Source organism: Arthrobacter sp. 01N444 (assembly GCF_056399305.1).
This window is the reverse complement of the sequence record NZ_JBFTRB010000002.1, coordinates 404,673-425,291: the sequence shown is the minus strand read 5'-3', so window position 1 is coordinate 425,291 and position 20,619 is coordinate 404,673. Positions and strand designations below refer to the sequence as shown.

The following is a 20,619-nucleotide window of genomic DNA, read 5'->3' as shown; positions in this document are numbered from 1 at the left end:
GCAGCGTGTCAATCGGGTTGTCATGAGTTTCAGCGCCCGACGGGCCTCTCGTTAGACTTGGGCCATGACTGAAACTGCTGCTTCCGCTGTGCCCGCCGACGCCCGCTCCGACGCTCGCTCTGCCTATGGCTACGGGGTGGCCACTGTGTCCACCCGCAACGGTGACGCCACCGTGCTGGACGTGTGGTTTCCGGCGCCGGCGCTCGGAGTCGCCGCGGAGCACCAGCGTGACGTGAAGAACGCGGACCAGTCGCTGATCGACATCGCCGCCAGCGGCATTGACCCGGACCGGGGCACAGAGCAGATCATTGTCTTCGCCCAGATCAACCTGGATGCGGCACCCGCGGACACGGCGGACGCCTACCTTCGCCTGCACCTGCTCTCCCACCGGCTCGTCCAGCCCAACACCATCAACCTTGACGGCATCTTCGGCAAGCTTCCCAACGTGGTGTGGACCAACTTCGGCCCCGCAGCCGTGGAGGACTTCGAGCTGACCCGGGCGCGCCTGCGCAAGCGCGGCGCCGTCACGGTGTTCGGCGTGGACAAGTTCCCGCGCATGGTGGACTACGTCGTTCCCTCCGGCGTCCGGATCGCCGACGCCGACCGGGTCCGGCTCGGTGCGCACCTGGCCGAAGGCACCACGGTCATGCACGAGGGCTTCGTGAACTTCAATGCCGGAACCCTGGGTACCTCCATGGTCGAGGGCCGGATCTCGGCCGGCGTCATCACCGGCGACGGGTCCGACGTTGGCGGCGGGGCCTCGATCATGGGAACCCTCTCCGGCGGCGGCAAGGAAAAGATCTCCCTCGGCGAGCGGGTCCTCCTCGGCGCCAATTCCGGCGTGGGCATCAGCATCGGCGACGACTCGGTGGTGGAGGCAGGCCTCTACGTCACCGCCGGCACCCGTGTGCGCGTGATCGGCCCCAAGGACGCCGACGGCGAAGACACCAGCCGGATCGTCAAGGCCGTGGACCTTTCCGGCGTTCCGAACCTGCTCTTCCGCCGCAATTCCACCACTGGTGAGGTTGAGGTCCTCCCCCGCAAGGGCCAGACGGTGGAGCTCAACGAGGCCCTGCACGCCAACTGACCGCACCGGCTGGTACGGTATGGCGGGCGGCGAAGACCGCGCGGGCGGGGCCGACCCGCCCCGACGAAAAAGCCGATGACGCAGCCCGCAGGGGCCTGAGGGAGTATTTTCGTGGCACGACGAGGGAGCTGGCGGCGCCGGATTGTCCTTCTGCTGACCCTGGCGATGGTCGCGGGCGGCATCTACACCGCGGTGACGTTCCTGCAACGGTCGGAGACCTTGATCACCGAACGCTGCACGGCCACGGGAAGCGGCGGCGATGACCTCTCCACCGACCAGGCGGCCAACGCCTCCCTCATCACCGCCGTCGCGGTCCGGCGGGGACTTCCGGCCCGGGCCGCCAGCATCGCGCTGGCCACCTCGATGCAGGAATCAAAACTGCGCAACATCGGCCATGGCGACCAGGCCGGTCCCGACTCCCGAGGACTGTTCCAGCAGCGGCCGTCCCAGGGTTGGGGCACCACGGCGCAGGTGATGGACCCGTACCACGCCAGCAATGCGTTCTACGATGCCCTCGTCGAGGTTTCCGGGTACGAGTCGCTCGATATCACCGTTGCCGCCCAGCGCGTCCAGCGCTCGGCGTACCCGGAGGCCTACGCCCAGCATGAGGTGATGGCCCGCGCGTTCGCCTCCGCCCTGAGCGGGCAGACGCCCGCAGGCCTGGACTGCTCGCTGCGCTCCCCCGACGCCGCCGGGAATCCTGCCGCCGTCACCGCAGGGCTGACCGCTGCACTCGGGGACGTGACGGCGTCCACCGACGGCCGGACCCTGCTCGTGGAGGCCGAAGGAACCCAGGCCTGGGCTGTGGGCCAGTGGGCCGTGGCCAACGCCAAGGAGCTTGAAATCACCAGCGTGGAGGTCGAGGGCCGCGCCTGGAACCGGCAGTCCCGCGACGGCTGGCAGCCGGCCCAAGTCCCGGCCGGCCAAGTCAGGGTTACCGTCGCAGACGCCCCCGGCACCTGACCGCTACCGGGGGTCAGTTGGCAGCGGCTCAGTTGCCACCGGGTCAGTTGCCAGCGGGTCAGTTGCCAGCGGGGGCAGCCGTCACCGGGCGGGCTCAGACGAGGAGATCGACCACCGGCTGCACGTAGCTGCGGAACAGCTCCGGCTGGGACAACAGCTCGTGGCTCATGATGATCTTGTCGGGCTCGAGATACCAGGCCCGCGGCTCCGCAAGCGGGAGCTCGATGATCGTCAGGCCGAAATCCTTTGAAGCCCGTCCCACGTCAAGCAGGCGGTCCTCCACCATGTCGGCCAGCAGCTCGTTGTTGCCGTTGGCTTCGCGCTCCGCCTCGAGGGTTCCGTATTCGGCGAGGCGTTCCCGGGCCCACGTCAAAGCGGCCCCGAAGTGGGCCTGCAGCACGCGCCGGAGGGCCGGCGAATTGCTGAACGCACGGAAGCCCGGAGGGGAGAGCTCGGGGGACATTTCCGGGTGGTCTTTCAGCAGCTGTTCCCACCAGGCCTCCCATTCGGTCTTGAGCGCAGCCGGGCCGCCAACCTCGGCGATCAGGTGGGAGTGGTCCGAGGCGCGGATCTTCGGTGCCGCATGGCAGAGCGCCGGGTGTCCCGCGGTGTCCAAGCCGGCGGCGTCACGAACGTAGAGGGCAATGAGCATGGGACCAGAAGTATCCATCGTGATCCGCCAGCCTGGTCCGCCGGTGTGGTGCATCCAATTGCCTCCTTGGCAAGACGTACGATCTCAGTCTATTCCTGTTGTTATGAGGCGTTAACGGCTGGCTGCCCGGCCGCCAGCCGTCGGTTCAGGCCCGCCAGGTGGGCTTCGAGCACATCCCTGCACATCACGGCCGTCATCCACTCGGGCTGCAGGAGGGCGTGCATCGTCAGACCGTCCAGGACTGCCAGCAGCAGTTCCGCTTCGGTGACGAGCACCTGCTGGTCGAGGCCGGCCGCGTGGTCGGCGTCAACGCCTTCAGCCTCGGCCAGGCCCAGGATGAGCCCGCCCACGACGGCGGCCACCGCCCGGTGGCTGCGGTCGGCCTCGGCGGCCAGGAACGGCCTTGTCCGGGCGGCATTCTTGAAGGCCATCCAGACGCAGGCATCAACCGCCCGTTCCTCGTCCAGCGGAAGAAACTCACCCAGCAGTGCCAGGACGGCCGCATGCTGCTCCCCCGACGCCGGCGGCGCATCGCCCAGCCGGGAGTCCGCGTCGGTGAGGCGGCCGACGATTCGGTCCACCACCACGGCGAACGCGTGGGTCAACAGCTCGTCGCTGCTGGCGAAATAGTGCCGCACCGAGCCGACGGCCAGCTGCGCTTCATCAGCAACTTCCCGCAGCGAGGCCCGCTCGAGGCCATCCGTTGCGATGATCCTGAAGACTGCGTCAACTATTTCCTGGCGCCGGATGACGGCGTCGACAAATTTAGGCACTGGTCTTTTTTAGCACGTACGTGCTGCGGCCGCCCCGGGCCACACCGGTCCCGGCGGGGACGTGGCGCGGGTCACAGCGGCACAGTGCCCCCATAAGGACGACGCCGGCCGCGCACCTCAGCAAAAGGTGCGCGGCCGGCGTCGTACTGTCTATCACGCGCGCCGTGGCCGGCGGGCGGGCTACAGCGACGGGTAGTTGCGTTCCGGTTCGCCGACGTAGAGCTGGCGCGGGCGGCCGATCTTCGTATTGGGGTCGCTGATCATCTCGCGCCACTGGGCGATCCAGCCCGGCAGGCGCCCGATGGCGAACAGCACGGTGAACATCTTCTCCGGGAAACCCATGGCCTTGTAGATCAGGCCGGTGTAGAAGTCCACGTTGGGGTAGAGCTTGCGCTGGATGAAGTAGTCATCGCCCAGGGCTTTCTCTTCAAGGCGCATGGCGATGTCGAGGAGCTCGTCGTTTCCGCCGAGCTTGCTCAGGACCTCGTGGGCCGTGGCCTTGATGATCTTGGCACGCGGGTCGTAGTTCTTGTAGACGCGGTGCCCGAAGCCCATGAGGCGGACGCCGTCTTCCTTGTTCTTGACCTTCTCCATGTAGTCCTCGGGCTTGATGCCGTCGGCCTGGATCTGGCGCAGCATCTTCAGGACGGCCTCGTTGGCACCGCCGTGGGCGGGGCCGAAGAGGGCGTTGATGCCCGCGGAGACGGAGGCGAACAGGTTCGCGTTCGAGGAACCTACCAGGCGGACGGTCGACGTCGAACAGTTCTGCTCGTGGTCGGCGTGCAGGATCAGGAGCAGATCCAGGGCCTTGGCGATGACCGGGTCCACCTCGTACTGCTCGGCCGGCAGGCCAAAGCTCAGGCGCAGGAAGTTCTCCACCAGGTTCATCGAGTTGTCCGGGTACAGCATGGGCTGCCCGATCGACTTCTTGTGGGCGTAGGCGGCGATGACCGGCATCTTGGCCATGAGGCGGATGGTGGACACCTCCACCTGCTCGGCGTTGAACGGATCCAGCGAGTCCTGGTAGAACGTCGACAGCGCCGACACGGCCGAGGACAGCACCGGCATCGGGTGGGCGTCACGGGGGAAGCCGCTGAAGAAGCCCTTGAGCTCTTCGTGCAGCAGGGTGTGGTGGCGGATCCGCTGGTCGAAGGACTCCAGCTCGGTGGGGGTCGGCAGGTTGCCGTAGATCAGCAGGTAGGAGACTTCCAGGAAGCTCGAGTGCTGGGCCAGCTGCTCGATCGGGTAGCCGCGGTAGCGCAGGATGCCGGCGTCACCATCGATGTAGGTGATGGCCGAGGTGGTGGCCGCGGTGTTCATGAAACCGGGGTCGAAGGCGACGGCGCCGGTCTGCTTCAGCAGCTTGGAAACGTCGTAGCCTTCGTTCCCTTCTACAACCTTGATGCGCGGGAGTTCGAGTTCGCCGCCGGCATGGCGCAGGGTTGCGCTGGTGGTTTCAGTCATGGAGTCTCCTCATGAGGCATCGGGGCCTCTGTCGAAAGCTGGTCCAACATCTGGTGAAGCTGCCCGCGGATCCTGTGCGGACAGGATTTCCAAAGGCTGCGCTGCCTTCTTGTGGAAAGCCACCATTGATCGTCAGTTAAAAAGTACCTTCACTTCGCGGGTGGCACTAATCCGGGGGGCCCGCAAAACGCCAAAAACACGCCACATGTGGCACGCGTCACAGCATTGTTACGCTTCCGGGTCCAGCCGCGAGACGGCGGCGTCGATCCTTTCGTCGCTGGCGGTCAGCGCCACCCGGATGAACCCGTTGCCGGCGTCGCCGTAGAAGACCCCGGGGCCAACGACGATTCCGCGGTCCGCGAGCCGGCCCACGGTGTCCCACGTCGCCTCGCCGGCGGTGGCCCACAGATAAAGGCCTGCCCTCGATTCATGGATTGTCAGGCCGAAACCTTTGAGCGCGGGCACGATCCGTTCCCGACGGCCCCGGTACAGGTCCTTCTGGGCCTGGACGTGGGTGTCGTCGCCGAGGGCCACGCGCATGGCTTCCTGGACCGGATAGGGCACAATCATCCCGGCGTGCTTGCGGCTGTTGACCAGGTTCGCCATGATCACCGGATCGCCGGCGACAAATGCCGCGCGGTAACCGGCCACGTTGGACTGTTTGCTCAGCGAATAGACGGCGAGCAGGCCATCGTGGGAGCCTTCTGCGACCTGCGGATCCAGGACGCTCGGGACCGGGGCGCCGCCACGCTGGAGGTCCCACTCCCCCCAGCCGAGTTCGGCGTAGCACTCATCGGACGCGACGACGGCGCCGAGCTCGCGGGCCTGCCGGACGATCCGCCGCAGCGACGCGATGTCCCGGACGCTGCCGGTGGGGTTGGCCGGCGAATTGACCCAGACCAGGCGCACGCGGGCCCGGGTGCCGGCGTCGAGCTCGTCAAGGTCGTCCGCGGCGACCTGCTCCGCACCGGCGAAGGTGGCCCCGATGTCATAGGTGGGGTACGCAACCGTGGGCCGGACGACGACGTCGCCCGGCTTCAGGCCGAGCAGGAACGGCAGCCACGCGACGAGTTCCTTGGAACCCACCGTTGGCATCACATTCTGCGGGTCGAGCCCGGGGACGCCGCGCCGGCGCGCAAACCAGCCGGCGATGGCTTCCCGCAGGGCCGGCGTCCCGTGCACCGTGGGATAGCCGGGGGCGTCCGCGGCGGCGCGCAGTGCGTCCTGGATGAGGGCCGGCGTCGCGTCCACCGGGGTTCCGATGGAAAGGTTGACGGCTCCTGCCGGGTGCCGGGCTGCCGTGGCGAGATACGGCGTCATGGCCTCCCACGGGTAATCGGGCAGGCTCAGGCCGAAGGTGCGCACCGCGGATGTCACCGTAGCGCCGTCCTAGTTCTCTTGGTTCTGCGGCGGCAGGGCGGCGATCATGGGGTGGTCGGTGTGGGTGTTCCCAACCTTCGCGGCGCCGCCCGGGGACCCGAGTTCGTCGAAGAACTCGACGTTGGCCTTGTAGTAGTCGGCCCATTCTTCGGGGGTGTCATCCTCGTAGTAGATCGCCTCCACGGGGCAGACCGGCTCACAGGCACCGCAGTCCACGCACTCGTCGGGGTGGATGTACAGGGAACGCTCACCCTCGTAAATGCAATCGACGGGGCACTCCTCAATACATGCCTTGTCTTTGACATCTACACACGGCTGCGCGATTACGTACGTCACGTCCCTGGCCTCTCCACGTTGGTTCCGGCGACCGGCCGGATGATTTCCAGGCCCTGAGCCGGGCTGCTGACTTCTGAGCCTATTATCTCCCAGCCTGTTCCCGCGAACCTAGCCGGACGTCACACATGCTCCGCGTCTTACGATGATCTGATGAGCTCGCCTTTGCCCTTGCCCCAGCAGTTTCTCTCCGCCGCCCCGCTCGGCACCCGCGTTGTGGTCCGGTACAGGATCGACGGCGGCCTGACGGATGCCCTCGGCGAGCTCGTGGATCGCGCCGACGGCGTATGCACCGTCCGCACCCGCCGCTCCGACGTCGTCATTGCCCTCCCCCTTGTCGTGGCAGCCAAGGAAGTCCCGCCGCCCCCGCCGCGCCGCGCCCCGCGGATGCAGGAGCCCTGACGGGCGGTTCCGGGGTGGGCGCGTCGGTGGTGGTTGCGCCGAGGGGACATGCCCTCCGCACCACCCGACCACTGGACATGCCCTCCCCTGCTGGCCAACCACGCACATGCCCAACCCCGCCCCCGGCCACCAATGGACATGCCCTCCCCTTGCTGCTGGAGATGGACATTTCGGCGCCGTGCTCATCGCCGCCAGCCACCGCGGGACATGTCCAGTGGTGAATCGACGGAGCCAGGGACATGTCCAGCGGTAAACCAACAGAACAAGGGCCATGTCCAGTGGTGCATCGAAAGAGCGCGGGACAATTTCAGCGGTGGCTGGGCGCGGTGCAGGATCAGAGCGCCGAACCGCATCGCAAGGGCACACGAAGCCGGACGTGGAGTCTGACTCTAGGCGGCGGCAGATAGCCTGTTCAGGGCTTCGCGGACCATGGCGATGAAATCCTCGGGGTGGTCCCTCAGCAGCGGGTACGTCACAACAAGAGTCGGGATTCCGCGGCGCGTGGTGACGTTCCAACGCCGCCGGTCTTCCTCGAAGCTTGCCCTGTCCATGTGGAATCCCGCCCCGTCAGTCTCGATGCCGAGACGGCCGTCGACCATCAGGTCCAGGTGTCCCATCCCTGGAACGTTGACCTGCGATTCAACATGGAAGCCGGCCCGCCGCAGCAGGAACCGGGCCAGGCACTCAATGAGCGACTGCGACTGCGGGACAATCGCCGACACGATCCGGCGCTCCCGGGTGTCGTTCCGGCCATCGAGCCGCTGACGCAATGAACCCAGCGGGAGTCCCTTCAGCACGACGGCGGATTCGGCGATGATCAGCCCGTGAGGTTCGGGTAGGCAGCGCAGGCATTGGATGACCGTGTCCAGGAGTGTCGGCGGCGCGGGCGCCCGGTGGCAGACGAAGCCCTGGTAGCTCCTGCTGTGTGTGAGGGCAACGTGCGGCTGGGCCGGGGCTTCAAGGACCCACAGCCCGCTGAAGTGTGCCGCGGTGATGCACGCCGGTTCCGCCGGAAGCGAGCGTATGGCGATCAGCTGCGCGTCTGCACCGGGCAACGCATAGACGCCGCGGGCCACCCGGGACACGGCTCCCGAGTCCATCGCGGACTTGAGCTGAAAATCGGAGACCCCCGCGGCGGCAATGTATTTGGCGCGGGCGACGCCGTCGTAATTCGAGAGCACCTCGATGACGTTGGCCATTCACCCATGGTGGGGCCGCACTCTGCGCCCTGGAAGTCGGATCCCGCACTATGTGGAAAACTGCACCGGCCGGATGGGGGCGGTGCCGGACAGGTCCGACCATGAGGGCGGGGCATGTCCCGCGCACCAACCCGGGGCCGGACATAATGCCATTGTGCCCACTCGAGCGCCCGAAAAATGGGCATGTCCCGTGGGGAGCCGGGCAGGGCGGTCCGGTCCTGGCCCGTCGTCACCGGTCCTGGCCGGTCGGCCTCCTGTAGCGCCGGCACCAGGCGAGCATGGCCACGGTGATGCCTGCGATGCCGAAGACCCAGATATTGCCCGCGGTGTCGCCGATGACCAGGCGCTTGCCCGTTTCCAGGGTGGACCACCAGCCAATCAGCGCGTAGCAGAGGACTCCGCAAGCCGCCGTCGGGACGATAGAACGGAATGCCGCCCCCAGCCACAGCTGGACCGAGCCCAGCAGCACGAGCGCAGCGACGGCGCCCCACGGGACGTCCACTCCGCCCAGGACCAGATCGTGGCGGTGCAGGGCGGTGCCGGCCAGGGCAACAAAAAGAGCTGCCGGCACGGCGGCGGCAATGCCGCCTGCCGTACCGGCAGCTCTCTTAATCACGTTGTGGCTGAAGCCCGGAGACCGGGATCAGACCTTGGCGCGGGCGCGGTTGGCCTTGGCACGCTCGTTGGTGTCCAGGATGACCTTGCGGATACGGATTGAATCCGGGGTAACCTCAACGCACTCGTCTTCGCGGGCGAATTCGAGGGACTCTTCGAGGGTCAGGTCGCGCGGGGGCGTCAGGTTCTCGAAGGTGTCCGAGGAAGCTGCACGCATGTTGGTGAGCTTCTTTTCCTTCGTGATGTTCACGTCCATGTCGTCGGCGCGGGAGTTCTCGCCCACGATCATGCCCTCGTACACCTCGGAGGTGGGCTTGACGAAGAAGGATCCGCGTTCCTGCAGGTTGATCATGGCGAACGGGGTCACAACACCGGCGCGGTCGGCGATCATCGAACCGTTGGTGCGGTACTCGATGGGGCCGGCCCACGGCTCGTAGCCTTCGGAGATGGAGGCGGCGATGCCGGCGCCGCGGGTGTCCGTGAGGAACTTGGTACGGAACCCGATCAGGCCGCGGGCCGGAACGATGAACTCCATGCGGCACCAGCCGGTGCCGTGGTTGGCCATGTTGGTCATGCGGCCCTTGCGGGCGGCCATCAGCTGCGTGACGGCGCCGAGGTACTCTTCGGGCACGTCGATGGTCATGTGTTCCATCGGCTCGTGGACCTTGCCGTCGACGGTCTTGGTAACCACCTGCGGCTTGCCGACGGTCAGCTCAAAGCCTTCGCGGCGCATCTGCTCGACCAGGATGGCCAGTGCAAGCTCGCCACGGCCCTGGACTTCCCAGGCGTCGGGACGCTCGGTGGGGAGAACCTTGATGGAGACGTTACCGATCAGTTCCTTGTCGAGGCGGTCCTTGACCTGGCGGGCCGTGACCTTGGCGCCCTTGACCTTGCCGGCCAGCGGGGAGGTGTTGATACCGATGGTCATGGAGATGGCCGGGTCGTCAACAGTGATCAGCGGCAGCGGCTGCGGGTTCTCGGCGTCGGTCAGGGTCTCCCCGATGGTGATCTCCTCGATGCCGGCGACGGCGACGATCTCGCCCGGGCCAGCGGACTCAGCCGGGACGCGGTCCAGTGCCTTGGTCGCGAGAAGTTCGGTGATCTTGACGTTCTTGAGCTCGCCATTGGCGCGTGCCCAGGCCACGGTCTGGCCCTTGCGCAGGGTGCCGTTGTAGATGCGCAGCAGCGCCAGGCGGCCCAGGAACGGTGAGGCGTCCAGGTTGGTGACGTGTGCCTGCAGGACACCGTTCGGGTTGTAGGTCGGGGCCGGGATGTGCTCGATGATGGCCCGGAAGAGCGGCTCGAGGTCTTCGTTTTCCGGCGCGCTGCCGTCGGCGGGCTGCTCGAGGGAGGCGCGGCCGACCTTGGCGGCGGCGTAAACAACCGGCACGTTCAGGATCTTGTCCAGGTCGAGGTCCGGAACTTCGTCGGCGAGGTCGGAGGCCAGGCCCAGGAGCAGGTCCATGGATTCGTGGACAACTTCTTCGATCCGCGCGTCGGGGCGGTCGGTCTTGTTGACCAGGAGGATCACCGGCAGGTGCGCGGCGAGGGCCTTACGCAGCACGAAGCGGGTCTGGGGCAGCGGGCCCTCAGAGGCATCGACGAGGAGGACGACGCCGTCGACCATGGACAGGCCGCGCTCCACCTCGCCACCGAAGTCGGCGTGACCGGGGGTGTCGATGACGTTGATGGTGATGGTTTCGCCGTTGGAGGACGGTCCGTTGTAGGCCACCGTGGTGTTCTTGGCCAGGATGGTGATGCCCTTTTCGCGTTCCAGGTCACCGGAGTCCATGACGCGGTCTTCGAGGTGGTTGTGCTCGGCAAAGGAGTTGGTCTGCTTGAGCATGGCGTCGACCAGCGTGGTCTTGCCGTGGTCAACGTGGGCCACGATCGCGACGTTGCGCAGGTCACTGCGCGATGCAGTGGCTACCGCGGTGTTGGTGGTGGTTTCAGACATGCGTTATTGCTCGATTCAGTGGTGAAGTCAGCTGTGGTATCGCGACATTTCCAACCGGAACGCACGACAGATAAGTCCCTTTGGCACAGGGCACCTACTACCATTCTAAACGCTAGGTCATTTATTGGCCTAAAATGCGGATCGGTGACCAGCGTCCGCGCTGTCGCCAGAGCAGGACGGGCGCACGGAAGTGGTCTATTACGTGTGAGTAAAGTCACTGGATTTTCCAGCGCCCATGCACCATCATTGCTCTGATAGCAGCAAGCAAGCCCGGAGACATTCATGCGAAACGCCTCGGCCCTGTCCCGCTTCGTCGCAATGATGATCGCCACCGGCGTGGTTCTTGGCGGCTGCGGACAGACCTCTTATTCACCTGCGCCCGACGCGGGCTCTTCCGAAGTGGGCTCTTCCGACGCTGGATCATCAGAGTCGGAAGCTGTGGGCACGCCACTGACCGGCAGCGGGGCCGGAGCGGCCGTTGGCGCCGGAGTCCCGGTCGCGGCCGGGTCCGCGGCCAAGACGCGCATCGGGTCCACCATCGACCCCGCCGCACTGCCGAGCGGCTCGACCTACCGCAATCCTGCCAACGGCCGCAACGAGATCATCGTCAAGGACACCAGCAATGTCGCCGTGCTGATTGGCGACTCGCAATCGGAACCTTCCTACGGCTGGCCCAGGCAGGGTCTGGCCGCTGCTGGGTACAAAGTCTTCTTCTGTGGCCGGGGCGGCACCGGTTTCGTGGCGTCCAACGGCAAGACCGGCAACTACATCGACGCGCTTCAGCGCGGCGACTGGAAACTCCCGTACGGCGCTCCTCCCCTCGTGGTGATCGAAGGCGGCGGGAACGATGCCGCACGCGGCGCCTCCGACGCGCAGATCGTCTCCAACGCGGAACGGCTGATCGCCAGCATCCAGCAGCGTTACCCCGCTGCCCGGATACTCATGGTCGGCACACTCGGGCGCGGCGCCCACTACGGCGGAGGGCGCCGGAGCGAGGTGGACGCGCTTTTGGGGCGGGTGGCGGACCATCACGGGCTGTCGTTCGTCAGCGCAGGCGACTGGCTCACCCGGTACAACCTGACGGGCTCGATGGCGGACCGGGTCCACCTGAACCGGCAGGGCCACGCGGCCCTGGGCGCCGTTTTCGGCCAGCGGCTGCAGTCCCTGGGGTTTGACTACGCCGACCCCGGCATGCTCGCCGGCTTATCCCACTAACGCAGGCTTGTCCCACCGGCGCAGGCACCGCCAGCGGACGCGCCACCGGCGCAGGCACCGCCAGCGGACGCGCCACCGGCGCAGGCACCGCCGGCGCACGGGCCACAGCACAACAAAGGAGCCGGTGTCCGCCCCGAAGGGAGGACACCGGCTCCTGTACTGCCAGCCGCTAAGCGCTGCTGGCGGCGGACTTCTTCAAGCCCTCAGGAAGCGGCCGCTCAGGCCACGTCCATTTCCGGCGGCAGCATGAGGCCGGCGCCGGGGATGGCGTTGAGCAGCGCCCGGGTGTAGTCCTGCTGCGGCGACTCGAAGACGTCGTCCGTCGAGCCTGTTTCCACCAGCTTGCCCTTCTCCATGACGCACACGCGGTCGGCGATCTGCCGGACCACCGCGAGGTCGTGGGTGATGAACAGGTAGGTCAGGCCGAGCCGGGACTGCAGTTCGGCGAGCAGGTTCAGCACCTGCGCCTGCACCAGCACATCCAGTGCCGAGACGGCCTCGTCGCAGATGATCACTTCGGGGTCCAGGGCCAGGGCGCGGGCGATCGCGACCCGCTGGCGCTGGCCGCCGGAGAGCTCGTTGGGGTACCGCTGCATGGTGGACTGCGGCAGCGCCACCTGGTCCAGCAATTCCCGGACCTTCTTCTCGCGGCTGGTCTTGTCCCCGATCTTGTGGGTCCGCAGCGGTTCCTCGATGGTCCGGAAGATGTTGTACATCGGGTCCAGGGACCCGTACGGGTCCTGGAAGATCGGCTGTACCCGGCGCCTGAAGGCGAAGAGCTCTTTGCTCTTCAGCGTGGAGGTGTCCACGCCGTCGAAGATGATCTTGCCGGAGGTCGGCGTCAGGAGGTTCAGGACCATCTGCGCCACCGTGGACTTGCCGGAACCCGACTCCCCCACGATCGCCGTCGTGGTTCCCCGCTTGACGTTGAAGGAGATATCGTCGACGGCGGTGAAGTCCGTGGACTTGCCCAGGCCCGAACGCAGCTTGAAGACCTTCCTGAGGTTCTGGATCTGCAGGACGTCGTCGGACTTGGCCGGCTCAACCACGCCGGTCTCGCTCGGGGCGAGCATGTCGTCGGTTTCCACGCCGAGTTCCTTGGCCGCCTGGATGCGCCGGGACGCCAGCGACGGCGCCGAGGCGACCAGCCGCTGGGTGTACGGGTGCTGCGGGTTTTGCAGCAGCTCCAGCGAGGGTCCGGATTCGACAACCTGGCCGCGGTACATGACCACCACCTGATCGGCACGCTCGGCGGCGAGGCCGAGGTCGTGCGTGATCAGCAGCACCGCGGTGCCCAGTTCCGTGGTCATCTTGTCCAGGTGATCGAGGATCTGGCGCTGCACGGTCACGTCGAGCGCCGAGGTCGGCTCGTCCGCGATGAGCAGGCGCGGCTGGCAGGCGAGCCCGATCGCGATCAGCGCGCGCTGGCGCATGCCGCCGGAGAACTCGTGGGGGTACTGCTTGGCGCGGCTTCCGGCGTCGGGCAGCCCGGCCTGGGAAAGGACCTTGGCGACGTCGTCGGGGCCGCTCGGGAGTCCGTTGGCCTTCAGCGTCTCGCGGACCTGGTCGCCGATCTTCCACACCGGGTTCAGGTTGGACATCGGGTCCTGCGGGACCATTCCGATGCTGTTGCCGCGCAGTTCGATCATCCGCTTTTCGCTGGCGTTGGAGATGTCCTCGCCATCGAACAGGATCTGGCCTGCCGCGACCCGCCCGTTGCCCGGGAGCAGGCCGATAGCAGCCAGCGCGGTGGTGGACTTGCCGGAGCCCGACTCGCCCACAATCGCGACGGTTTCGCCCGGCATGACGGTGAGGTGGGCGTTGCGGACGGCGTTGACCTCGCCGTTGCTGGTGGTGAACCCGATGGCCAGGTCCTTGATTTCAAGCAGCGGGCGCTCAGTGGCGTACTCAGCTTCCTGGAAGTCAACAGAGGCGCTCATAGTGTCCCCTTTCATCGCTTGCGGGCTTTGGGATCGAGGGCATCACGCAGGGCATCGCCCAGCATGATGAAGCTCAGGACGGTGATGGACAGCGCGATGGCCGGGTAGATCAGTGGCATCGGGTTGGACCGGAGGGAAGCCTTCGCCGCGTCGATGTCATTGCCCCAGGACATGACGCTGGCCGGCAGCCCGATGCCGAGGAAGGACAGGGTGGACTCGGCCACGATGAACGTTCCCAGGGAGATGGTGGCCACGACGATGATCGGGGCCAGCGAGTTCGGCAGGACGTGGCGCATGAGGGCGCCGAACTTCGAGACGCCCAGCGAGCGGGCGGCCGTGACGAAGTCGGCGTTCCGGACCTCAACGACGGCGCCGCGGGTGATGCGGGCAATCTGCGGCCAGCCGAAGATGATCAGGATGAGCACCAGCGTCCACACGGTCTTGTTAGCCCGGAACATCGGCAGCTGCATCAGCACGATCGCGCCCAGGATCAGGGGAAGGGCGAAGAAGATGTCATTGATGCGGGCCAGGACCGAGTCGATCCAGCCGCCGTAATAGCCGGCGACGGCACCCATGATGCCACCGATCAGCAGCACGCCGATGGTGGTCAACAGGCCCACGGTCACCGAGGACCGCGTACCGAAGATGACACGGGCGTAGACGTCGCAGCCCAACTGGGTGAAGCCCAGCGGGTGGCCCGCGGCGGGGCCGGCGTCGGAGTTGGCCAGCTGGCAGGCCTCCGAGGTCGGGTCGATCGGCGAGAAGAGTCCCGGGAAGAGCGACACCGCCACTACGACGAGGATCAGGAACACGGAGATGATGAAGAGCGGCTGCTTGCGCAGGTTCTTCCAGGCCTCACCCCACAGGCTTAGCGGTGCGGCTTCGTCCTTGACCCGGTCCGTTACCTGGAGCGGAGTCTCGGAGACATCGGCCACGAAGTGCACGGTCCGGCGGGCCGGGCGGCGCGAATCGGCGTGCCGTGCGGTGGTGGTGGTGTTATCAGGAGTCATAACGGATCCTCGGGTCAAGCCAGCCGTAAAGCAGGTCAACGAGCAGGTTGGAGAGGCAGTAGATCAGCACCAGGACGGTGACGATCGAGACCACCGTGGGCCCTTCGCCGGACAGCACGGCCCGGTAGAGCCGGTTGCCTACGCCCGGAACGTTGAAGATTCCTTCCGTGACGATCGCCCCGCCCATCAAGGCACCGAGGTCGGCACCCAGGAAGGTAATGACGGGAATCAGGGAGTTGCGCAGGATGTGGACGCGGACCACCTGGAACCGGGAGAGGCCCTTGGCGGTGGCGGTGCGCACATAGTCGGCGTTCATGTTTTCGATGACGGACGTGCGGGTCAGGCGCAGGACATAGGCAAACGATCCCAGTCCCAGCACGATCGCCGGCAGGATGAGGTCCGGGATGGTCGCCGCGGAGCTGACGGTCGGTTTGGCCCAGCCGAGCTGGACTCCGATGGTGAACTGCAGCAGGAAGCCGAGGACGAAGATCGGGATGCCGATTACGATCAGCGAAAAGATCAGGACCGTGGCGTCAAAGAGCTTGCCCTTGCGCAGGCCGGCGATGAGGCCGAAGATGATGCCGAAAAAGGCCTCGAAGATCAGCGCCATGATGGCCAGCCGCGCCGTGACGGGGAAGACCTCGCCGAGCACGGCGGCGATGGGGCGTCCGGAGAAGTCCTGGCCGAGGTCGAACGTGAAGATGCTCTTGAGGTAAAGCAGGTATTGCATCCAGAACGGCTGGTCCAGGTGGTACTGCATGCGCAGCTTGGCTGCGACCGCCTCGTTCACCGGCTTGTCGCCGAACAGGGCCACGATGGGGTCACCGGGCAGGCTGAAGACCAGGAAATAGACCAGCAGTGTTGCGCCCAGGAAGACGGGAATCAGTTGCAGGAAACGCTTGAGGATGTATGTCGACATCAGCGAGTCACACCCTCGTTGGCAGGCATCCTGTCCAGGGATGCGGCGGAGTTGTTCATCAAAGAACCTTTTCACTATGGATGCAGGCCGGCGCCGGTTTGCTCACGGCGGCAGGGCTGCGAAAAGTTCGCCCGAAAGAGCCGGGCATCAAGAAAATAAATGGAGGGGAAACACGACGACGGCGGAGGCCCCAGTATGGGCGGCCCCCGCCGTCGTTTTGTTGTTACTTACCGGTTACGTTGTAGTACAGCGGGACGCCGTCCCAGCCGTAGTCGACGTTGGTGACCTTGTCGCTCCAGCCGCCCTGGGCAACCTGGTACCACAGGGGGATGGCCGGCAGGTCCGTCAGGAGGATCTCCTGGGCCTTGTTCATGGCCTTGTTGCCGTCGCTGACCGACGCGGCGTTCAGGCCGTCAGAGATGGCCTTGTCGAACGTCGGGTTGGCGTAGTTGGCGTCGTTGGAGCCGGCACCGGTCTTGTAGATCGGGCCGAGGAAGTTGTACAGCGACGGGTAGTCTGCCTGCCAGCCGGCACGGATGGAGCCGGTGAGGGTCTTGGCGGTGGCGTCGTTGCGGGCTTCCTTGAAGGTGGCGTACGGCTTGCCTTCAACCTTGATGCCGAGCGTGTTCTTGAGCTGGTTGACTACTGCCTCAACCCAGGCCTTGTGTCCGCCCTTGTCGGCGTTGTAGGCAATGGTGAACGTCTTGTTCGCGTCCCACTTCTGGATGGCGTCAGCCTTGGCCCAGGCTTCCTTGGCCTTGTCGGCGTTGAAAGTCAGGTTCTCGGCTCCGGCGATCGAGTCGCTGTAGCCGTCAAGCACGGGTGCCGTGAAGTCCTTGGCGGGCTGGCGTGCGCCGTTGAAGATCACCTTGGTGATCTCTTCGCGGTTGATCGCCATGGAGATCGCCTGGCGGCGCAGCTTGCCGGCCTCGCCGCTCCATTCCGGCAGGTATTCCGGGATGGCGATGGTCTGGTTGCCGGCGTACGGCTTGTTGATGGTGCGGTCGCCGAGGTCAGACTTGAAGTTCTTCAGCGCGCTGGTCGGGATGGTCTGCAGGATGTCCAGGTTGTTGGACATCAGGTCCTGGTACGCCGAGTCGTCGTTCTGGTAGATCTTGAACGTCACGCCGGCGTTCTTGGCCTTGCGCGGGCCGTTGTAGTCCGGGTTCGGAACGAGCTGGATCTGCACGTTGTGCTGCCAGCCGCCGTCCGCGAGCTTGTACGGGCCGTTGCCGACCGGCTTCTCGCCGAAGCCCTTCGGGTCCTTCAGGGCACCGGAGGGAACCGGAACAAACGCGGTGTAGCCAAGGCGAAGCGGCCAGTCAGATTCCGGCTGCTTCAGTTCGACGGTGAACGTCTGGTCGTCAACGACCTTCAGGCCGGACATGGTCTCAACCGTGGAGCCCTCTGCGCTGGCTTCGTCGTAGCCCTTGATGCTTTCGAAGAAGCCACCGCTGAGCTGGGCGTTCTTGGCTGCGGCGCCGAAGTTCCAGGAATCGACGAAGGACTTGGCCGTGATGGCCTCGCCGTTCGTGAACTTCTGGTCCTTCTTGACCTTGATGGTGAAGTGCTGGCCGTCCTTGCCCTCGATGGACTCGGCGAGTTCGTTGACCGGCTTGCCGCTGGGGTCGTAGCTGACCAGACCCGCGAAGATCATGTCGATGACCTTGCCACCGCCGACTTCGTTGGTGTCGGCGGGCATGAGGGGACGCTGGGGTTCGGAGCCGTCGGCGAGGATCACTTTGCTGGTGTCGCCGCCGGTACTGCCGCTACCGGTTGCGGAGCCGCTGGCACCGCATCCGGTCAGGGCGAGGGCGGCGATAGCCACCATGCCCAGTGCTTTGGAAGTGCGCGAAAAACGCATTCCGCCTCCTATGAGTTGTGGGAGTTCGTGAGGGAAAAACTTATGCTTCCCCGTAAGCAGGCACAGGGGTATCCCCTGTGACGTGGCCTACATATGGAAGTAGCCTAGCCCTAAACCGTCCAAATGTTGGAACTCTGTTGCCAAACCGTGATCCGACAATCTCATGACGAGTAACGTCAAGCGGAGTGTATTTCAAGTCACACGCTACCGGCTGGTAGTATTCGCCCGCGGTGTGACCTGGGTTACTCGCCCTTAACTGGAATCTGCCGGTTTTCGCCCCTGTTCCGACCCCCTCCAGGCAAGCCTCAGCTGGCCCCTGACAGCAGCTGCGCGCGCAGTTCGCGGCGCTCGCGCTGCTTGTCCGGATCCGGCAGCGGAACCGCCGCCAAAAGCCGCTGGGTGTAGGGCTCCTGGGGATTGCGGAGGATCTGGTCGCGGGTCCCCTGCTCCACGATCCTGCCGCGCTGCATGACACAGATCCGGTCCGCGAGCACGTCCACCACCGCGAGGTCATGGGTGACGAAGAGGCAGGCGAACCCCAGTTCCTTCTGCAGGTTCTGGAACAGATCGAGCACCTTGGCCTGGACTGAGACGTCGAGGGCGGAGGTGGGCTCGTCGGCGACCATCAGCTTGGGCTTGAGCGAGAGGGCCCGCGCGATCCCCACGCGCTGCTTCTGCCCGCCGGAGAGCTCGTGCGGGTAGCGGTTGCGGTAGTCGCGCGGCAGCTCGACCTGGTCCAGCAGCGCCTCAATCCGCCGCTGCAGGTCGGCGCCCTTCGCGGCCCGTGCCAGGAACATCGGCTCCCCGATGCTTTCCCCGATGGGCAGCCGGGGGTTCAGGGACGACGACGGATCCTGGAACACCATGCCGACGTGCCGGCGCATCTCGTGGAGCTGCCGGCCGTTCCTCTTGGCGGCGGAAATGTCCTGCCCGACTACCCGCATGGTGCCTGCCGCCACCGGCAGCAGGCCGACGGCGGCCCGGCCGATGGTGGTCTTTCCGGAGCCGGACTCGCCGACGAGACCGACCACCTGTCCGGGATAGATGACCAGGTTGGCCCCTTCCACGGCACGGAACGCCGGCACCCGGCCCTGCTTCGGGTACTCGATGGCGACATCGGTGAGCTCCAGGACCGGCTCGCCCTTCGGCTTGGCCGCTTCGGCCGCGGCCAGGGCGGCGGCGTTTTCGCGCTCGCGCCGGATCAGCTCGTCTTCAGGAATGGAGAGGATCTCGACGTGGGTCGCGGCGGCGAGGGCAGCGGTGACGTCCACGTCCGCCGTGGAATCCGCGCCGCCCTGGCCCAGGTGTGGGACCGCAGCCAGCAGCGCCTTGGTGTACTCGTGCTGCGGGTTGTGGAAGATCTGCGCTGCCGTGCCCGTCTCCACGATCAGGCCCTTGCGCATGACGGCGATCCGGTCGGCGAGGTCGGCCACCACTCCCATGTCGTGGGTGATGAGCACAATGGCGCTGTCCAGTTTGTTCCGCAGGTTGCGCATGAGGTCAAGGATTTCGGCCTGGACGGTCACGTCGAGGGCCGTGGTCGGCTCATCGGCAATGAGCAGCTTCGGGTCGCAGGAGAGCGACTGCGCGATCATGGCGCGCTGGCGCTGGCCGCCGGAAAGCTGGTGCGGGTAAGACCGGAAGGCCTTCTCCGGATCGGGCAGTTCGACAAGTTCCAGCATGCGCAGGGCCCGGAGCCGGGCTTCTTCCGGGGAAACTTCATTGTGCAGACGCACAGTTTCGACGATCTGCGACCCCACGGTGTACACCGGGTTCAGGGCCGTCATCGGCTCCTGGAAGATCACCGCGACGTCCTTGCCGCGCACCGCGCGGATATTGGCCTCATTGCTCCCCAGCAGCTCACGGCCGGCAAGCTTGACACTTCCTGTCACACGGCTGTTACTCGGCAGCAGGCCCAGCAGCGCCATCGAACTGGCGCTCTTTCCGGAGCCGGACTCCCCCACGATGGCGAGCACTTCGCCGGCCCGGACCTCGTAGTTCAGGCCGATCGCTGCCGGGACCCATTTCTTGTCCACGCCGAAATCCACGCTGAGATCCCGGACCTCCAGGACAGGTTCGCCTTTGCCAGGCACAGGTGACGCCGGCGGATCGAGGGTGATGAAGTCAGTCATGATGGGCTATCCTTCCGCCCGGGCCGCCGGTGCACCGGGGATTAGTGCTGCGGCTCGGAATACTGAATTATTGGGGGCATGAGCTCTACGCCGCACGCCGGAAATGTTGAAGTCTTCAAAGCACGAACCAACAAATGGTTCGCGTTGCTGTCCTGGGCGGTGGCCGCGTTCGGTGTCGTGGTCACGGTCGTCATGGCGGGTCCGGGGGCGCTGGGCGGCATCGCCCCGCTGGCCTTCATTGCCTTCATGGGCTGGCAACTGTTCTGGATGCCGTCCGTTGTAGTCCACGATGCCGGCGTCACCCTGGAGAATCCGTTCCGCTCGATTGAGGTGCCGTGGGCAGCGCTGGTGCACGTCGATACCCGTTTTGCGCTGACGCTGGTCACCGCCCGGAAGAGCTACACCTCCTGGGCCGCGCCGGCCCCCGGTATCTGGGGCGGCCGCCATGCCCGCCCGGAGGACCTCCACGGCCTGCCGGCAACCACCTACGGTCCCGGCAAGTCGGTCCGTCCGGGAGATCTGAAGACCACGGACTCCGGCCAGGCTGCCATGCTGGTGCGGGCCCGGTGGCATGACCTCGTGGAAGGCGGGCAGCTTGCCGCCGGCGACGCCGCCAGCACCGCGGCAACGGTGACCGTCCGCTGGGTGGCGATTGGCGCCGTCGTACTGCTCCTGGCGGCAAGCTACCTGGCGATTACCGCCGGTTAGAGCGGT

The 20,619-nt window shown here is 66.1% G+C and carries 18 protein-coding genes; 5 read left to right on the top strand and 13 right to left on the bottom strand.

Features of this window, described 5'->3' with window-relative positions; genetic code table 11:
• Positions 1-64: 64 nt before the first annotated feature.
• Together dapD and AC1DKN_RS04260 are read left to right on the top strand one after the other, a co-directional pair.
• On the top strand, positions 65-1,087 hold the full coding sequence (gene dapD / locus AC1DKN_RS04265) for a 2,3,4,5-tetrahydropyridine-2,6-dicarboxylate N-succinyltransferase (protein ID WP_476870521.1): 1,023 nt from the start codon (positions 65-67) through the stop codon (positions 1,085-1,087).
• A gap of 111 nt (positions 1,088-1,198) precedes the next feature.
• Positions 1,199-2,050 (top strand): hypothetical protein, encoded by an 852-nt coding sequence (locus AC1DKN_RS04260; RefSeq protein WP_476855764.1) that lies wholly within the window; start codon positions 1,199-1,201, stop codon positions 2,048-2,050.
• 94 nt (positions 2,051-2,144) lie between these two features.
• On the opposite strand, the gene AC1DKN_RS04255 is transcribed toward AC1DKN_RS04260, so the two are convergent.
• The 5 genes from AC1DKN_RS04255 to fdxA all read right to left on the bottom strand — a co-directional run bounded on the left by AC1DKN_RS04255 (position 2,145) and on the right by fdxA (position 6,655).
• A complete protein-coding gene (locus AC1DKN_RS04255) occupies positions 2,145-2,756 on the bottom strand; it encodes a hypothetical protein (RefSeq protein WP_028275685.1) in 612 nt (203 codons plus the stop codon).
• Between the two features lie 47 nt (positions 2,757-2,803).
• Positions 2,804-3,475 (bottom strand): TetR/AcrR family transcriptional regulator, encoded by a 672-nt coding sequence (locus tag AC1DKN_RS04250; protein ID WP_476870520.1) that lies wholly within the window; start codon positions 3,473-3,475, stop codon positions 2,804-2,806.
• Between the two features lie 180 nt (positions 3,476-3,655).
• Positions 3,656-4,939 carry a citrate synthase gene (locus AC1DKN_RS04245; RefSeq protein ID WP_028275687.1) on the bottom strand — a complete coding sequence of 428 codons (1,284 nt, stop codon included), beginning with the start codon at positions 4,937-4,939 and terminating at the stop codon, positions 3,656-3,658.
• A 228-nt stretch (positions 4,940-5,167) separates the two neighbouring features.
• Entirely contained in the window at positions 5,168-6,316 is a 1,149-nt protein-coding gene (dapC, locus tag AC1DKN_RS04240; RefSeq protein ID WP_476870519.1) for a succinyldiaminopimelate transaminase, read from the bottom strand.
• Positions 6,317-6,328: 12 nt separating this feature from the next.
• Positions 6,329-6,655: a ferredoxin gene (fdxA, locus tag AC1DKN_RS04235; RefSeq protein WP_028275689.1), complete on the bottom strand. Its 327-nt coding sequence runs from the start codon at positions 6,653-6,655 to the stop codon at positions 6,329-6,331.
• Between the two features lie 150 nt (positions 6,656-6,805).
• Here fdxA and AC1DKN_RS04230 point away from each other — a divergent pair, with 150 nt between their 5' ends.
• Entirely contained in the window at positions 6,806-7,054 is a 249-nt protein-coding gene (locus tag AC1DKN_RS04230; RefSeq protein ID WP_476858928.1) for a putative acetyltransferase, read from the top strand.
• Positions 7,055-7,443: 389 nt separating this feature from the next.
• On the opposite strand, the gene AC1DKN_RS04225 is transcribed toward AC1DKN_RS04230, so the two are convergent.
• The 3 genes from AC1DKN_RS04225 to typA all read right to left on the bottom strand — a co-directional run bounded on the left by AC1DKN_RS04225 (position 7,444) and on the right by typA (position 10,825).
• Positions 7,444-8,253 (bottom strand): type IV toxin-antitoxin system AbiEi family antitoxin domain-containing protein, encoded by an 810-nt coding sequence (locus AC1DKN_RS04225; RefSeq protein WP_476870518.1) that lies wholly within the window; start codon positions 8,251-8,253, stop codon positions 7,444-7,446.
• A gap of 229 nt (positions 8,254-8,482) precedes the next feature.
• Complete coding sequence (locus tag AC1DKN_RS04220) at positions 8,483-8,869, bottom strand: hypothetical protein (protein WP_476870517.1); 387 nt, start codon at positions 8,867-8,869, stop codon at positions 8,483-8,485.
• A 27-nt stretch (positions 8,870-8,896) separates the two neighbouring features.
• The gene (typA, locus tag AC1DKN_RS04215) at positions 8,897-10,825 is read right to left on the bottom strand and encodes a translational GTPase TypA (protein ID WP_079550304.1); all 1,929 of its coding nucleotides are present in this window, start codon (positions 10,823-10,825) and stop codon (positions 8,897-8,899) included.
• A 282-nt stretch (positions 10,826-11,107) separates the two neighbouring features.
• Between typA and AC1DKN_RS04210 the strand changes: the two genes are divergently transcribed.
• Positions 11,108-12,040, top strand: a complete 933-nt coding sequence (locus AC1DKN_RS04210; RefSeq protein WP_476870516.1) for an SGNH/GDSL hydrolase family protein — start codon at positions 11,108-11,110, stop codon at positions 12,038-12,040.
• A gap of 218 nt (positions 12,041-12,258) precedes the next feature.
• On the opposite strand, the gene AC1DKN_RS04205 is transcribed toward AC1DKN_RS04210, so the two are convergent.
• The 5 genes from AC1DKN_RS04205 to AC1DKN_RS04185 all read right to left on the bottom strand — a co-directional run bounded on the left by AC1DKN_RS04205 (position 12,259) and on the right by AC1DKN_RS04185 (position 19,905).
• Positions 12,259-13,980, bottom strand: a complete 1,722-nt coding sequence (locus AC1DKN_RS04205) for an ABC transporter ATP-binding protein (RefSeq protein WP_476870515.1) — start codon at positions 13,978-13,980, stop codon at positions 12,259-12,261.
• 11 nt (positions 13,981-13,991) lie between these two features.
• Positions 13,992-14,990, bottom strand: a complete 999-nt coding sequence (locus tag AC1DKN_RS04200; protein WP_230007110.1) for an ABC transporter permease — start codon at positions 14,988-14,990, stop codon at positions 13,992-13,994.
• A complete protein-coding gene (locus AC1DKN_RS04195) occupies positions 14,980-15,909 on the bottom strand; it encodes an ABC transporter permease (protein WP_230007109.1) in 930 nt (309 codons plus the stop codon). The genes AC1DKN_RS04200 and AC1DKN_RS04195 overlap by 11 nt, the downstream gene beginning before the upstream one ends.
• A 223-nt stretch (positions 15,910-16,132) precedes the next feature.
• Positions 16,133-17,773, bottom strand: coding sequence for a peptide ABC transporter substrate-binding protein (locus tag AC1DKN_RS04190; RefSeq protein WP_476850340.1), 1,641 nt, complete (start codon positions 17,771-17,773; stop codon positions 16,133-16,135).
• A 305-nt stretch (positions 17,774-18,078) separates the two neighbouring features.
• The gene (locus tag AC1DKN_RS04185; protein ID WP_230007107.1) at positions 18,079-19,905 is read right to left on the bottom strand and encodes an ABC transporter ATP-binding protein; all 1,827 of its coding nucleotides are present in this window, start codon (positions 19,903-19,905) and stop codon (positions 18,079-18,081) included.
• 78 nt (positions 19,906-19,983) lie between these two features.
• Between AC1DKN_RS04185 and AC1DKN_RS04180 the strand changes: the two genes are divergently transcribed.
• A complete protein-coding gene (locus tag AC1DKN_RS04180) occupies positions 19,984-20,613 on the top strand; it encodes a PH domain-containing protein (protein ID WP_476850339.1) in 630 nt (209 codons plus the stop codon).
• The last annotated feature ends 6 nt before the right edge of the window (positions 20,614-20,619 follow it).